The following is a 13,878-nucleotide window of genomic DNA, read 5'->3' on the forward strand; positions in this document are numbered from 1 at the left end:
TGAACAAGGGTAACGAAGGAAAAGCTTCATTGATTCCCTATACATCATATAAGCGGTTATTGCAGGGTTTTATACATCTGGTTTATAGTAACAACTCCCGGTGTGCTCCCAGCATGCGGGCGATGCGGGCCTGCTGACAGAACATCAAGTAAGAAACGTAATCTAACGTGAAACTTTAAACCTGGAACCAAACCAAACTAAGACGCCTTCTTCATCTGTTTCTGCAACTCTTTAATGGTCATATTATACATAATGCTATGCCGGTTGTTTACCCGCTGTGCTAAGTGCACATGGGCAATATAATCCTGTACGATCTGGATCTTGTCGCTGGGGGTCACCACCAGTAATTGTAGGTGTAATTGTTTACACAGTTCCATCAGGTAAGTAGCTTTATCCTCATCCTGGTTACTAAAGCTTTCATCTACTGCAATAAACCGCAGGCTGCGACTGTTCTTTCCTTCGCGGGTAATACCAAACTGGTAGGCAATAGCGCTACAAAGGATGGTATAGGTAAGCTGGGCCTTTTCCCCGCCAGACAGCTGTCCCATCTGGCGATAGGTCTTTTTAAGCTCCCCGGTATTCCGGTACTTTTCGTCGGCCCAGAATTCGAACCAGTTCCGTACATCCATCACCCTTGCCCGGTAGGTTTCGCTTTCATCCAGGCTATCGATCAGCGGTTGCACTTTCTGGCGGAAATGCGTTGCCTTATCTTCGAAACTGCTTTGCTGCCAGTTGGCCGCCTGCGGTAAGGCATCCAGCAAGGCATTGCGGAACGCATTTACCGTAGCGTCCTGTACCTTTCGTTTCCCCAGCTGGATATAGGTATCCGGGAGCTTGTTAAAGTTGATACCACCCAGTGACTGGTTCAGCTTGTTTACACTATTATTGATCTCCCGCTCCCATTTTTCCATTTCCTCATTCAGTCCTCCGATCTTATAAGTAATGGTATCGTTGACAAAGTTTTCAAAATCCTTGCGGTACTTCGGAAGATTTTCACTGGTCAGCTTGTCCAGCCATTCTTTAAATTCCTCCGCATGTTCCGCTTCTTCCGGAAGGAACTGTACATCGCTATACCAGTCAGGAAAACGCTGCAGCAAGGCCGGAGATGGATTTTTGATCTGGCTGATGCTGCGGTTTAAATGGGTTTCCTCCTTATGCAATAACCGCTGTACCTCCTGTGTTTCGTTTTCGAGTTGTGTTCTGAACTGCGCATATACCGTTTCCATGTTTTCGAGGGTTACTACAGCCAGGATGTTGGCATGCTGCTGCTGAAACTGAAGCAGGGCTTCTTTATCTGTTTCGGTAATATGCTGTAACAGTAATTGCAACTGTTCCCGCTGCTGCTCCATGGCTGCACTGCTGTTTTGCAGGGTTGTTTTGGCCTGGGCCGCCAGCTCCCAGTTTTTCTGTACTTCCTGGCGCTGCCGGACAATCTCTTCCAGCTGTGCCGTCAATTCCTGCAACTGGTTGTTGCTTTTACCCAATGCTTTCAGCTGCTCCTCTGTTTTATGAATATTCCGTTGAATACCCGCTACGTCCAGCAAGGCAAAACCACTATGCTCCTGCAAGCGGTTCAGCGCATAAAATTGCTTCTGCAGCCGGGCAGCCCGGTTACGGCAGCGTTCAATGATCTCCGCCGTATTGGAAAGTTCATCGGCTAATTTATTCCGGTCGCGGATCAACGCTTCCTTCTTGCTTTCATTATTCCAGCCCATTACATAACGTCCTGCATCATTGCTACCCGGCCGGTCATCCTTTTCATGACGGTCGCGGTTTTTGATCAGTCCGTTCAGGGTGATCGCCTTATCATAGCGCTCCATAGGTTTTTCATCTTCCAGGCAGGTATAAGAGAACTGTTGGATCACCTGTTGCTGCACCCAGCCGGAAAGCGGGTGTTCCGGATGAAAATCGAGTTTATGATATACCGTATCGTCTTCGGCAATCATTTGAAGGGTATCCAGCACCCGGTAATATACCAGCCGGGTTCCGGTATTGGTCTGGTTCAGGTAACGGGTTACTTTTTTATAATATTGATCCGGTACCAGCAGCCGCAGTGAAAATGCATATAATAGTTTTTCAATTGCCGGCTGCCAGTCCTGTTCTTCGGGTTTCACCTGCATCAGCTCACCCGCAAAAGGCAGTTCGGTCGTATCCAGCTTCAGTGCGGCACATAATTGCCGCCGAACCTGTACCAGGTGTGCCGGAATATTGCTTTTACTATGCAGCAGGATGTTTAGTTCCTCTTCCAGTTTCTGTTTTGCCTCGCCGGCTTTTTTATGCTGGTTCCTGGCGTCAAAATCATCGGTCTCATTCAGCCGGTTTTCTTTTTCGAGCCGCTGTGTAGCGTGACCGGCTTCCTTCAGTACCCGTTTGTATCCCTCCTCATCAGAAGCCGTTTTGTCTTCCAGGTGCAGCGTGGTACACCATTCTGTAAATAGTGCCAGGTTTTCTTCTGCGGCCGCTCTTTTGGCCTGCAATGCCTGCAGCTCCTGTTCCAGTTGTTTTAAACGCTGACCCGCCTGGTTCTGATCGATCTGGTTGCGGGTAATGCGCTCTTCTTCGTGCAGCGCATCAATACCCGCTCTTGCCGCTGTTGTTTTTTCTTCCAGTTCTTTAATGCCGGCGCGGGCTTCTTCCAACGCCTGCTGTAACAATAAGTCCTGGGTATACCCTTTCCATGCTGCGGCCGTATGCAGGGCTTTTTGTACTTCCTGTTGCCGGGCCTGCAAGTTTCTGAATCCTGCATAATGTTCCTGTACGGGCTGCAACAGCCGGATCTGCTCCTCTGCTTTCTCAATATTCCGCTGGGCATCCAGCAAGGTAGCCAGGTGTTTTTTCAGTTCCTGGAACAGGGATTCCATATCCCGGGGTTCCAGCATATGGGTGCGGATAAAATCATCCAGGTTGCCCAGCACTTTGATCCCTACCGTTTGGTTAAAGAGGGTAAGCGCCTGTATGCTCTGCATTCCCAGCACATCTACCAGGCGATAGGCATATTTGCTGGCCGCATCAAACCATTCTACCTGTTTCCGGCTTCCTTTATTGTATTGCTGATCCAACCGGCGCTTCCAGGCATTACCCAGGTCAAAGGGTTTGAAGTCTTCTTCAATATGCAGACTTTTATGGGCCACACCAAACACGCGCTTCATATCCCCGTTATTAAAGTACCGCACCTGGAACAGGGTTACTTCCTGCATCGCCTCGTTGGTAAAATTAGCCAGCAGGATGCTATAGGCTTCTTCCCGGTTCTCCCGCAGGTAAAGCGCTTTTGTAACGCCGTTCTCAGTATTAATGGTGCCATAACCACCCAGTACATAGGTTTCCTCTGTACGGTCGCCTTTTTTTTCACTGCCACTGCTCTGGTTATAAAACCGGTATTTTTTCTCCGGTACAATTAATGTTAACAGGGCATCTACAAAGGTGGTTTTCCCGCTTCCGTTAGATCCGGTAAGCAAACTGGTTTCGCCGCCCGGCATAATGGTATGGATCTGCTCATCAAAGGTTCCCCAGTTAAAAACCTCCATATACTGCAGGCGAAAGCCGCTCTTTTCATTATCCGTGCTGAATACGCTTAGCTGCATGTGCTGTTAATTGCTGTTTAAAATCTTCTAAAACTTCACTGTCTACCCGGGCCTTGATCAGCTTTTTTATCCGGAATTTTTGTTCATCCGCCACTTCATGTGTACCGGAACGCTCCAGGAAACCATTTTCCACCGCCCGCTCAATGAGCCGGTCAATGTCCTTCAGCATTTTTACCCTGCTGGCGTTTTCTTTAAAGAACAGTTCGGCATATTCTTTTATCTCTCTTCGTTTCTTGATCAATTCGCGCTGCGTGGCCTCTCCTACTTCAAATTCGGCCATCATATCCCGCAGCAATACCAGCATTACGCTTTCATCATAGGCCAGCGCCCGGCGCTGCACCCAGCTTACACTGGTGGCATCTTCTTCCGATACGGTGTGCTTTATATAGGCATAGCCGTCCTGCTCATCCAATACCAGGGTTAGTCCCAGCCGTTGTAAAAAAGCAGTGAGCTCCGCTTTGTACTGCTGTAATTTTTCCCAGGTACTTTTTTCAAGATACTCCACAGGTCCCTTTAGCAGTTTAATGAATACGGGCGTAAACGTGTGTATTTTTTCAGCCATCCGATTGCTTCTATTTACTAAATAACAAATAAGGTACTTCCACAAACTTATCAGCATTGCTGTTTAGCGGGATCAGTTCTACCGCGTTGCCTACCACCTGTACCTTTTTTGATTTTTCTTTTAAAAAACTATAATAACTGATCACTTCGGCCAGGCCATGCTCCAGCTGTGTGGCTTCAATGATCTCTTTTAAGGTTGCCGTTTGTTTATGTTCCAGCACCTGTTCTACTTTTTTCCAAAGCTGCTTTTTATCAATAAAACTGGTATTCAGCAGCCGGTTAAACCGGTCAATATCGGCGATCTTTTCCACGGCCGCAGCGGGTTGTTTTAAGGCCCCGGCTGTTTTTTTTGCTTCCAGCGTCAGGGAACGATCCATCACCATCCGGATGTCGGAAGCTTCTTCCAGCACCAGTCCGGCCGTTACGGGCTCTTCCTCCATCAGCTCAAAGATGAGCTCCTTGATGCCACCGATCTGCTGACGCAGCCTCCGGTGCCGGGCAATTTCTTTTTCGGTAATGATCCGGCTGAGTTTTTCCGCCATCCGGTCATTGGCATCATATACAGACCGCCCCTGCTCCAGCAGGAACGATTTTACGTTTTGGAGGAAATCGGTGTCTGCCTCCAGCTGGCGGTCATCCAGCAGGGACAGTAATTGTTCGGTCAATTGCCGCCATTCCTCCTGTCCGCTGCGGGAAATAAGAAAGTCCCAGAAAGCATAAAAGCTTTTTCCCTGGTTACTGCTGCGCAGTGCATCATAGGATTCGAAGGCAAAGCCCACAATGGCGCCTTTATTTTGCTCGGCGCGGGTATGCTGCTCTACAATGCTGCGATGGATCTGTTTAAAATTATCTTCAACTTCCCTGAAATCCCCGATCAGTTCATAACAAAGCTTAATAAACAGGTCAAGCCGTTCCTGTACCTGCGCATTATTGTACCGCTGTGGGGCTACCCCCAGCTCCAGCGCCCGGATCTCTTTATCGATCTCGGCCTTCCGGTCTTTCAGGATCTGTAGTTTGCGTTCGCGATCGTCTTCTGTGTTTTCCACCATGTCCCGCAGGGAAGAAAACAACATTTTAAACCGGCTTTCCGTACCCACATGGTGCTGCCCCAGCTGCAGGTTCTGCATCCATTGAAATACTTTTTCCGTATGTGCGCTCAACTGGTAATTGGTGTTTCCTTCGGTGTCCGGAAAATCCTGCAGGATCCTTTTTTGCACCCAGCTCAACAGGTATTTGCGGCTGCGGCTTTCTTCATCTTCCCCGAAATCGATCCGGGCCTCTTCCCAGTCTTCCGTACCATCTGCATGGGCGCCCAGGGTTTCCGCCAGCAAGGGCACCAGCTGGTCTTCCCGGACCACCATCCGGCGGTTTTCCTTAAAAACGGTATATAAAAAGGGCAGCACCCAGCCTGCGTTACGAAGCCGTAACATTTGCAGCGCCGGTGAAGCATTAATTAAAAACGCAATTTGCTCGCTTGTCATACCTCTACAAAATCATCGCTTTACAATGGGGGCCTGCAAAATAAGATAATCTGCCGAGATTTTAGAACTGAACATTGAGGGCCCCGGGGGCCTGCAACGCAGCGGCAATGAATGGATTTGCTATAAAGCCGATTGCTGCATCAAATAAACAAGAAAGGTGATCTCAAGGTATCTTATTAATATCATTTTAAAATAGATATAAATATAATTATAAAATTGATAATTAATTAAATGATAAATTTATATTTAATTAATAAATAGACATATTGAACCAGAGCTCCGGAAAATGAAGTCCTGCTCTCCCAAGCCAGGAGTTAAGACATTATGAAGGCATATTGAAGACTATTGAGCCGGTGCCTTCCGGGCCCGGGCTTGTAATTCCCTCATCAAAACCGACCGTACCACTCCCGGACGGGTATCTTTTATTTGCCGGCCATTTAAAAAAACGGTGGGAGTTCCCTCGATGCCCAGTTCCGCTCCCTGCCGGATATCGGCCTGGAGAACAGTTTCTGCCAGCGGACTTTCCCGGAAAAGATCAAAAGCCTGTATTTGCAGACCGCATTTCCGGGCCACTTCTACCGGGCTGATGGTTTCGGTACTGTTACTGTTAAGCCATATACGGTGATATTCTATAAATTTTCCCTGCTGTGCCGCAGCCAGGCCCGCCAGGGCTGCCTCGCAGGCACCGGTATGCACATTTTTGTCGATGAAATGATTACAATCGGTGTTTAGCGGAAACTGTTTAAATACGACCAAACATTCCTTGCCGAATTCTTTCACAATGGTTTCCGTTTCAGCAGAAAGGACCCGGCAAACGGGACAATAAAAATCGGTGAAGATCACCAGGGTCATAAGGCCTGAAGGATTACCGGCCATTGCATCTTCCCTTAAAAGGGGAATTTTCCGTACCAGTTGTTGATCGTAGTCTGCCAGTACAGCTTTAAAATCGACCTTTTGCGCGGCAGCTACGGAAAGCGCCAGTGCCTTTAGTCCCCAAAAGGCCGATAGTACAAAAAAGAAGGCCACCAGGAATCCAAAGGGCTTCCAGAAACGGCCCGGTCCGGCGTTTACAGGCTTACGGCTGCTAAAACTGCTGAAGAACTGCGGGAACCCATATCTATTTATTTTTATCAGCAAGAAAAACAGCAGAAAATTGATCCCGTGAACCAGTGAACATAAGGGACAGAACATTGCGGGATGCCGGAGCATCAATCCGGTAAAGAACAAGCCGGTGACCACACTACAGAAGGTAACCGTAAAAATTAAAAAACGACTTCCGGGCAAAAAAGCCTTTCCAAACAACCGGGGAACGAGGAACAGCAAACCCAGTACAAAATAATACAGCATCCCCCAACCTCCCAGGGGCAAACCGAATACTTCGGCAAAAGAGCTGGTAAGCGCCCCATTGCAACTGCTGCCAAAAACAGCGGAGCAGAGATCGGGCCCGCCGGCGTGCAGATGTTTGTAAAAAAGGTAACGGGAAATAAGGCCCCCCGATATGGCCAATATTGCAACTCCTGTTATTGCCAGCATTCTTTTCATGTGGGTATGGATTAATACTCAAAAAATAAGGCACCTGTAATATGGTGCCTTATTCCAAAATGTCGAATATTTTACTAGTTTGGATGCACCTTGCAGATCAGGGTTGCCTGACCGCCGGCACTGATCACTTCCTGCCAATCGTCAGTGGCACCAGCCTGGGTATAGCACCATCCTCCGGTGGTTGCTCCGCCGTACCGGACTGCTTTGCCGGTTGAATTGGGCACGCCGGATGCCTGACATTTGAAATTGCCATTGCCGCTATTGGTGATCACAATAGCGCTGTTGTCAGTAAAAAAGGGGTTGCCATTGCCATCGGCAAATGCGCATGTAAAATCCGTAATATGCACGGCAGCGTTGTTAACAGCCGCTTTCCAGCTGATGGTTAACGCGGCCACGGCAATAACTGCTGCAAACAGGATACTTAATTTTTTCATTGTAATTTTTTTTAGTTATAAAAGAGTGTACGGAAACGGATGAATACGTTTTGGTTAAACTTTTAAGTTTTGTCACCAGCAACTATTTGCCGGCGTTTTAAATTTGATTAAATGAATCGCGGATATCCAAAACGAAGGTACTCCTGCGACTGACCGGTTTCCAAATTCAGAGGGTCGCCAATTTGGGTGATTCTAAAAAAAACTTCCGGGCCGGGCCTGTATCAGGACTGCGCTTGCAAAAGCAGCAATGCTTTTCTTAAACACCAGGAGGCGCTCGCCATTCATTTTACGGAACAACACAAAAGAGCGCAGACCCGCTCCGGATCTGCGCTCTTTTGTGTTGTTTATTAATGAAAATTATTTTTCCACGGAAACCGTGGTAAAATCCCTGCTGAACCGCTCACCGGTTTTACTTTCGATCGCTTCGGTTTGGGTTACCGACGCTGTAATTTTAAACGGACTTTTTTTGATCAGCTGCGCAATTTTTTCGTCGTTGTAAAGCGTAAAGCCATACTTTGTAAAAGGAAGCATTTGCATAAAGTGTTCCTGTGCAAAGGTAATGTTCAGCCGCCCTCCCGGTTTTAATACCCGGTACAGTTCCAGCAGCAACCGTTCCGGATCCTGCCAGAAGTAAATGGTATTTACCGTAAAGATCCGGTCCAGGTAGTTATCTACAAAAGGAATGTGCAGGCCGTCGTATAATTGAAACATTGCCTGTTTGTTTGCTACAAAAGCCTGGTTGACCGTTCCTGCTTCCCGGTTCATTTCCCTCGAAATGTCCAGCCCGTAATAAACAAGTCCTTCTTTTTGCTGCAGCAGGTACGGCAGATGCTTTCCGTTCCCATGTCCCAGCTCCAGGATACGGCTGTTTTCTGTAATGGAGAGCCGGTCGATGGCATCAACGGTCATACCGATATTGGAAGCATGCATCATATCGGCTACTTCTATAGCCATGGCCCCGCTGGGCTGCCGCAACTGTCCGGCCAGTGTTTTTAACGCGTCGTTATCGCTCATATATTTTTCCCGGTATTATACAGATGCAGTGCAGGAAGACCATCCCTCCTTTTACCTTAACCATTAATGAAATAATTCTTTTAGTTTCGTTTGCAGTTCCTCCCCGGTGATATTCTTTGCAATGATTTTTCCGCTGGGGTCAAGCAGCAGGTTCTGAGGAATGGCTTCAATACCATATTGCCGGGCAACAGCATTGTCCCAAAACTTCAGGTCGCTTACATGCGTCCAGGTTAGCCCGTCCTTGTGAATGGCTTCCAGCCATTTTTCTTTTCCATCGGTACGGTCGAGTGATACGCCCAACACCCTGAAATTTTTATCCTTATACTGCTGGAAGGCTTTTACCACATTGGGATTCTCTGCACGGCAGGGCCCGCACCAGCTCGCCCAGAAATCGAGCAGCACATAGTTGCCCCTAAAAGAAGCCAGGCTTACCGGTTGCCCCAGGGTATCGTTCTGCGTAAAATTAAGTGCAAAATTACCTATGGATGTGGCTTTGGCTTTTTCGATCTTCTCCTTCATCAGCAAGCCGGCGGGAGAAGCCTTTGCTACCGCAGGTAATTTTTTAAACAGCGGTTCTATTTTATTCGGATCCAGGTCGTATCCGGCATATTCCCTTAACACATGCAATGCAATGGGCGACTTCAGATGGGCTGCGAGGTAGGGCGCCACAACCTGCTCCCTTTTATAGTCCGATACACTGTCCATCCGGAACTCCGCCTGCTTCATGCCAGTTTCGTTTTTGTTCTCCCTGCACGCAATATAACTGCGACGCAGGTTCATCAGCTCATCATTATATGGTTTTTGCAGGGCGGTATACTGTTCAAATTCCTTATGAGCGGCCGATCCGGTTACCGTGGCCAGCTTTACTGAATCACGGATGGTTACCGCAGTAATACCCGGCTGCAAAAACAGGGGCAGCAACTCATACCGGTATTTGCTCTTTTCATTCTCCGGACTTTCAAATTTTGCTCTCAGGTATCCCAGCGAAGGTTCTTTCATAGGAACCGCGAACTGAAAATTTCCGTTCACCGCAACAGTGCTGTCGGTGATCATTTTTTTGTCAGCATAGTGAATCAAATAAAGCATCTGAGGGGGCGCCGGTGTATGTATCTGTCCCTTTATGATCGCCGGTTTTTCTTTTTGTGCAAAAACACAAAGGGGAAACGCCGCAAGCAAAAGAAAAAACTGTTTCATGTATTGAATCTTTATAAGTTTATAAATATACGTTATTGGAAGATCTCCAGTTGTGGATTGTTCTGGCTTTGTTTATTTTTTGTTACTGGCAGTTTAATCTGGGCAGGAAACCTCTACATACTACATATAAGATATCTGTGGTGCAAGATTTTGAAGCCGGCCCGATCTACAGTACTGAAAAATACGGATCCGCTTCGATATTATAAAGCAGTTTTATAGGACGGTATAATTGTTCTTTTTTCTATGGGAAGGCCGCTGTCCTGGGTAATGAAAAATAAAAAGCAGCACCTTCTCCCGGTGTTCCTTCTGCCCATACCCGGCCCTTATAACGGCCAATGATCCGCTCTACCAGCGATAACCCGATACCATTGCCTTCAAATTCCTGTTCGCTGTGCAATCGCTGAAAAGCACTGAACAGTTTATCATACTGCGTCATGTCAAAACCGCAGCCCTTATCTTTTACAAAATAGACGATCTCCCGCGGTGTTTCCAGGAACCCGACATCAATAACCGTTTTATTTTTTTTGCGGCTGTACTTTATGGCATTCCCTAAAAGATTGAGCCATACTTGTTTTATAAGGGATACATCTACCTGCGCATGCGGCAGGTTACTGACAGAAAATTCGAAGGAGCGGTCTGCCGGTTCCTGTCTTTTCAGCATTGTAAAGTACTCGATGGCCATTTCCTTCATGGGAACATGCACACTGCTTAACTGTTTTTTGGAAGTGGTGAAAAACACCAGCAGGTTATCGATCAAACGGGTCATATTCATTACACTCTGTTCAATCAGGCCCGTAAGTTCCTGCCCTTCGGCATCCAGCTGAACGCCGTACTCATCCTGCAATACCTGTACCAGGCCCAATATGCCGGCCAGGGGACTTCTTAAATCATGCGATACCGAGTAGGAAAAAGCTTCCAGTTGTTTATTGGCAACTTCCAGTTCAGCCGTCCGCAGTTTCACCCGTTCTTCCAGCTCTGCATACATCTGTACGTTTTCCAATGTTACGGCCGTAATATCGGCCAGCGACTGTAAAATCTGGGCCTCATCATCGGATGCATGGTGGTGCGTTGCCCAATAGTTACCAATGGCGCCAATCGGATCCATTGTACGGATCGGCACCATTACCAGGCTTTTTACAAACGTTGGCCGGTACGCTTCGGAGGGTACACGATCGTCCTTATAAATATCCGGAATAATAACGGGTTGCCGGTTCAGCATGGCCCAGCCGCTTACGCAGGTTTCAATAGGGAAACGGCTGCCTTTCCACAGGGGACTGATCGCGTCTTCATCTACATAAAAACATTTGTCTTTATCCCGCAATACAAATGTAGCGCCATCTGCACCGGTAAGTGCCCTTGCCGCGGTACGTACAATACGGGTTACAGTTTCCAGGTTACGGGCCAGTGACAGCTCCTGCACCACACTAACCAACCGTTGCAATCTTTTATCGGGAGCGGTTTCCATAATAAGCGGATCGGGGTTCATTGAAGGCGAATTTATAAAACGAATATAGAGAAATATAGCCGAACCCCGTACCTTTGAACCAGTTAACGATTATTTAAAAACATGCATACTATGCTTGCAACAAAGAAACAATCCGGTGCTGTTTCGCGCCGGCATTTTTTAAAAAGAAGTGGATTGGCTTCTCTTGGATTCTTTACGGTTCCCGCTCTTTTAGAACCCTGGAGTTTGTTTAAGGGACCGGATTCAAAAATTTTGGGTGTACAAATCGGTGTTATTACCTATTCGTACCGGAGCCTGCCCGGTAGCCTGCAGGAGATCTTACAATATACCGTAAACAGCGGGATCAGTGCTGTGGAGTTAATGGGTGATGCTGTGGAGCAATATGCGGGTTGCCCTTCCGGTAAAAAAGCTGTTTAATGCAGCCGGTGTAACGATCTATGCCTATAAACCCAATGCACTGGGAGCCCAGAATACGGATGCCGAAATTGAATACGCCCTTAGAGCGGCCAAAGCACTGGGAGCAACCTCCGTTACTGTGGAGTTACCCAACAATCCTCAGCAAACAGAACGTTTAGGAAAATTGGCAGCCAAACATAAGGTCTATATCGGGTATCATGCCCATACGCAGGCCACAGATACGTTATGGGATACAGCGCTGGAACAATCACCCTACAATTCCATGAACCTGGACTGCGGCCACTATATTGCCGCTCAGGGGCATAGTACCGAATCCTTGCTGGCGCTGATCAAAAAGCGGCATGACCGGATCACTTCCATGCACCTGAAAGACCGGCAAAGTGCCGCGCATGGCGGGGCCAACCTGCCCTGGGGCGAGGGCGATACACCGATTAAAGAAATATTAACCCTTGTTAAAAATAATAAGTATAAAATCCCCATTACCATTGAACTGGAGTACAAAGTACCCGAAGGATCCGATGCCGTGCAGGAGGTAAAAAAATGCCTGGCCTTTGCCCGGAAGGAGCTTCAGGCGTAGGGTTTTGTTTAAGGTTTAAGAGAGGATCTGCTGATAGCTGTTTCATATATTTTCCGGGCGACATGGAGACGGGTGCGACATTGTGGCCATCTTATGCCCGGGGCCAAAACGGATAGCTTATGGCCGTTTAACATTTAATGTTTAAAGTTCAACGTTAGATTACGTTTCTTACCTTGATAACTGACACTGATAACAGAAAAAATCAGCTGAAAACTGTTAACTGAAAACTGAACACTGATAACTGTTAACTGAAAACTGAACACTGATAACTGAACACTGAAAACTGATATCTAAAAGCTAATACTCCACCTTATAGTCCTTCTTCACCGGCTGTCCGCTCCAGGCCTTCTTACTGGTCCAGTCTGCGGGCGGGTCGGTCCAGAATTTATTATTGGCCGGCAGTCCCAGCGGCAAAAAGCCCAGGGTAGCCATATATAAACTTCCGGTGGAGGTATATACATCGGCCATCATCGGCTGGTGTCCGTTAAAACCCAGTACCAGCCATCCGTTGGCATCAAAATTCTGGTTACCATCAAACATATTGGAAAACACTTTGGTAAGTGCGCAGCGCACCTGTGCCGGCCGGATGTATTCCGGCAATTTTTCCATTAACGCTACCTGGCCCAATACCTGGAATGCTGCGGTACGGTAGGTTACCGACCTTCCGAAAGCGGGATACGTTCCATCCGGAGCAATAATGCGCTCCAGGAACTCTGCATGCCGCACCATGCGGCGCAGCGCGGTTTCATAGTCACCGGCTGTAACATGTATTTTTCCGGGCCGCTTCTCCAGCAGTGTGCCGATAAGATCTGTGAGCATCGGATGGATCACATAGGAATTATAATAGTCCATGCTGAACAGGTCTCCATCCTTATACCAGCTATCACCCGTATACCAATCCTTCATTTTGTTGAGGGCATAATCGATGCGCACCGGATCATAGTCTTCCCCAATGTAGCGCAAAAATCCCTCAGTAAGCGCCGCAAATACCAGCCAGTTATTGTAGGCTCCGCTACGGGTACGCAGGGATTTAAACGCATCAATATAGCGGCGTTTGGTAACCGTATCCAGTGGCTGCCATAAGGCTTTGGGCGCCCTCAGGAAGGCATGCGACAGATAGGCGGCATCTACGATGGGCTGACTTTGTTTTTTAAAATTCAGACAATCCGGACTTGCAGGATCCACCGCATTTTTAAGTCCCTGTAATAGCTCGTTACGCATCTTAGCCCGCAATATGCCCTCTTCCGTCTGGTCATCCGGTAACTCCAGCCAGGGTGCGATCCCTGCAACCGTTCGTCCAACCGCCTCAAGGTAGGTTACATCTGTTACCACCAGGTTATAGGATGGCCCCTGCTCCAGCGGCAGGTTCTTTTTTAAGGTGCCTGCAGCAAGATTGTGTACTACAGGATAGGCAATTTTATACAGGTTCCGTACCCATTGGGCACGGTCCTGTGCACCACCGGCGATGCGTGGATTCGCCAATGTTATTTTAGGATTGCGTCCCGGTTGCCCGCTGCCCGCAACGGATATCAGCAAGAGAGCGATTACGAATGATCCGATTTTCATTTGTATATGTTTTATTGAAGACCCGATTAATAGCGCAAATATGTCT

Annotated in this window: 11 protein-coding genes; 2 read left to right on the plus strand and 9 right to left on the minus strand. The window is 47.7% G+C overall.

Translation table 11 applies throughout. The features are described 5' to 3' along the window. Positions 1-197: 197 nt before the first annotated feature. From Q1V85_RS11655 to Q1V85_RS11690, 8 genes are all read right to left on the minus strand, one after another. A complete protein-coding gene (locus tag Q1V85_RS11655; protein WP_300600081.1) occupies positions 198-3,581 on the minus strand; it encodes an SbcC/MukB-like Walker B domain-containing protein in 3,384 nt (1,127 codons plus the stop codon). After that, positions 3,553-4,143, minus strand: a complete 591-nt coding sequence (locus Q1V85_RS11660) for a DUF4194 domain-containing protein (protein WP_300600082.1) — start codon at positions 4,141-4,143, stop codon at positions 3,553-3,555. The genes Q1V85_RS11655 and Q1V85_RS11660 overlap by 29 nt, the downstream gene beginning before the upstream one ends. Before the next feature lie 10 nt (positions 4,144-4,153). After that, on the minus strand, positions 4,154-5,623 hold the full coding sequence (locus Q1V85_RS11665) for a DUF3375 domain-containing protein (protein ID WP_300600084.1): 1,470 nt from the start codon (positions 5,621-5,623) through the stop codon (positions 4,154-4,156). A gap of 342 nt (positions 5,624-5,965) precedes the next feature. Continuing rightward, positions 5,966-7,165: a vitamin K epoxide reductase family protein gene (locus Q1V85_RS11670; protein ID WP_300600086.1), complete on the minus strand. Its 1,200-nt coding sequence runs from the start codon at positions 7,163-7,165 to the stop codon at positions 5,966-5,968. Between the two features lie 74 nt (positions 7,166-7,239). After that, positions 7,240-7,599: a hypothetical protein gene (locus tag Q1V85_RS11675; RefSeq protein WP_300600088.1), complete on the minus strand. Its 360-nt coding sequence runs from the start codon at positions 7,597-7,599 to the stop codon at positions 7,240-7,242. A gap of 357 nt (positions 7,600-7,956) precedes the next feature. Next, a complete protein-coding gene (locus Q1V85_RS11680) occupies positions 7,957-8,613 on the minus strand; it encodes a class I SAM-dependent methyltransferase (protein WP_300600090.1) in 657 nt (218 codons plus the stop codon). A 63-nt stretch (positions 8,614-8,676) separates the two neighbouring features. Further along, on the minus strand, positions 8,677-9,807 hold the full coding sequence (locus Q1V85_RS11685) for a TlpA disulfide reductase family protein (RefSeq protein ID WP_300600091.1): 1,131 nt from the start codon (positions 9,805-9,807) through the stop codon (positions 8,677-8,679). A gap of 241 nt (positions 9,808-10,048) precedes the next feature. Continuing rightward, positions 10,049-11,293 carry an ATP-binding protein gene (locus Q1V85_RS11690; RefSeq protein WP_300600093.1) on the minus strand — a complete coding sequence of 415 codons (1,245 nt, stop codon included), beginning with the start codon at positions 11,291-11,293 and terminating at the stop codon, positions 10,049-10,051. Positions 11,294-11,383: 90 nt separating this feature from the next. Between Q1V85_RS11690 and Q1V85_RS11695 the strand changes: the two genes are divergently transcribed. Together Q1V85_RS11695 and Q1V85_RS11700 are read left to right on the plus strand one after the other, a co-directional pair. Beyond that, the gene (locus Q1V85_RS11695) at positions 11,384-11,689 is read left to right on the plus strand and encodes a hypothetical protein (RefSeq protein WP_300600095.1); all 306 of its coding nucleotides are present in this window, start codon (positions 11,384-11,386) and stop codon (positions 11,687-11,689) included. Further along, positions 11,655-12,266 (plus strand): sugar phosphate isomerase/epimerase, encoded by a 612-nt coding sequence (locus tag Q1V85_RS11700; protein WP_300600097.1) that lies wholly within the window; start codon positions 11,655-11,657, stop codon positions 12,264-12,266. The genes Q1V85_RS11695 and Q1V85_RS11700 overlap by 35 nt, the downstream gene beginning before the upstream one ends. 297 nt (positions 12,267-12,563) lie before the next feature. Here the strand turns inward: Q1V85_RS11700 and Q1V85_RS11705 are convergent, their stop codons facing one another. Further along, positions 12,564-13,832: a DUF2264 domain-containing protein gene (locus Q1V85_RS11705; protein ID WP_300600098.1), complete on the minus strand. Its 1,269-nt coding sequence runs from the start codon at positions 13,830-13,832 to the stop codon at positions 12,564-12,566. Positions 13,833-13,878 lie beyond the last annotated feature (46 nt).

This window comes from Niabella sp. (genome assembly GCF_030150205.1).
In the GTDB taxonomy this organism is placed as follows: Bacteria; Bacteroidota; Bacteroidia; order Chitinophagales; family Chitinophagaceae; genus Niabella.

Coding starts and splice junctions, on each gene's coding strand:
- Q1V85_RS11655 (WP_300600081.1), bottom strand. CDS start 3,581: ATGCAGCTAAGCGTATTCAGCACGGATAATGAAAAGAGCGGCTTTCGC.
- Q1V85_RS11660 (WP_300600082.1), bottom strand. CDS start 4,143: ATGGCTGAAAAAATACACACGTTTACGCCCGTATTCATTAAACTGCTA.
- Q1V85_RS11665 (WP_300600084.1), bottom strand. CDS start 5,623: ATGACAAGCGAGCAAATTGCGTTTTTAATTAATGCTTCACCGGCGCTG.
- Q1V85_RS11670 (WP_300600086.1), bottom strand. CDS start 7,165: ATGAAAAGAATGCTGGCAATAACAGGAGTTGCAATATTGGCCATATCG.
- Q1V85_RS11675 (WP_300600088.1), bottom strand. CDS start 7,599: ATGAAAAAATTAAGTATCCTGTTTGCAGCAGTTATTGCCGTGGCCGCG.
- Q1V85_RS11680 (WP_300600090.1), bottom strand. CDS start 8,613: ATGAGCGATAACGACGCGTTAAAAACACTGGCCGGACAGTTGCGGCAG.
- Q1V85_RS11685 (WP_300600091.1), bottom strand. CDS start 9,807: ATGAAACAGTTTTTTCTTTTGCTTGCGGCGTTTCCCCTTTGTGTTTTT.
- Q1V85_RS11690 (WP_300600093.1), bottom strand. CDS start 11,293: ATGAACCCCGATCCGCTTATTATGGAAACCGCTCCCGATAAAAGATTG.
- Q1V85_RS11695 (WP_300600095.1), top strand. CDS start 11,384: ATGCTTGCAACAAAGAAACAATCCGGTGCTGTTTCGCGCCGGCATTTT.
- Q1V85_RS11700 (WP_300600097.1), top strand. CDS start 11,655: ATGCGGGTTGCCCTTCCGGTAAAAAAGCTGTTTAATGCAGCCGGTGTA.
- Q1V85_RS11705 (WP_300600098.1), bottom strand. CDS start 13,832: ATGAAAATCGGATCATTCGTAATCGCTCTCTTGCTGATATCCGTTGCG.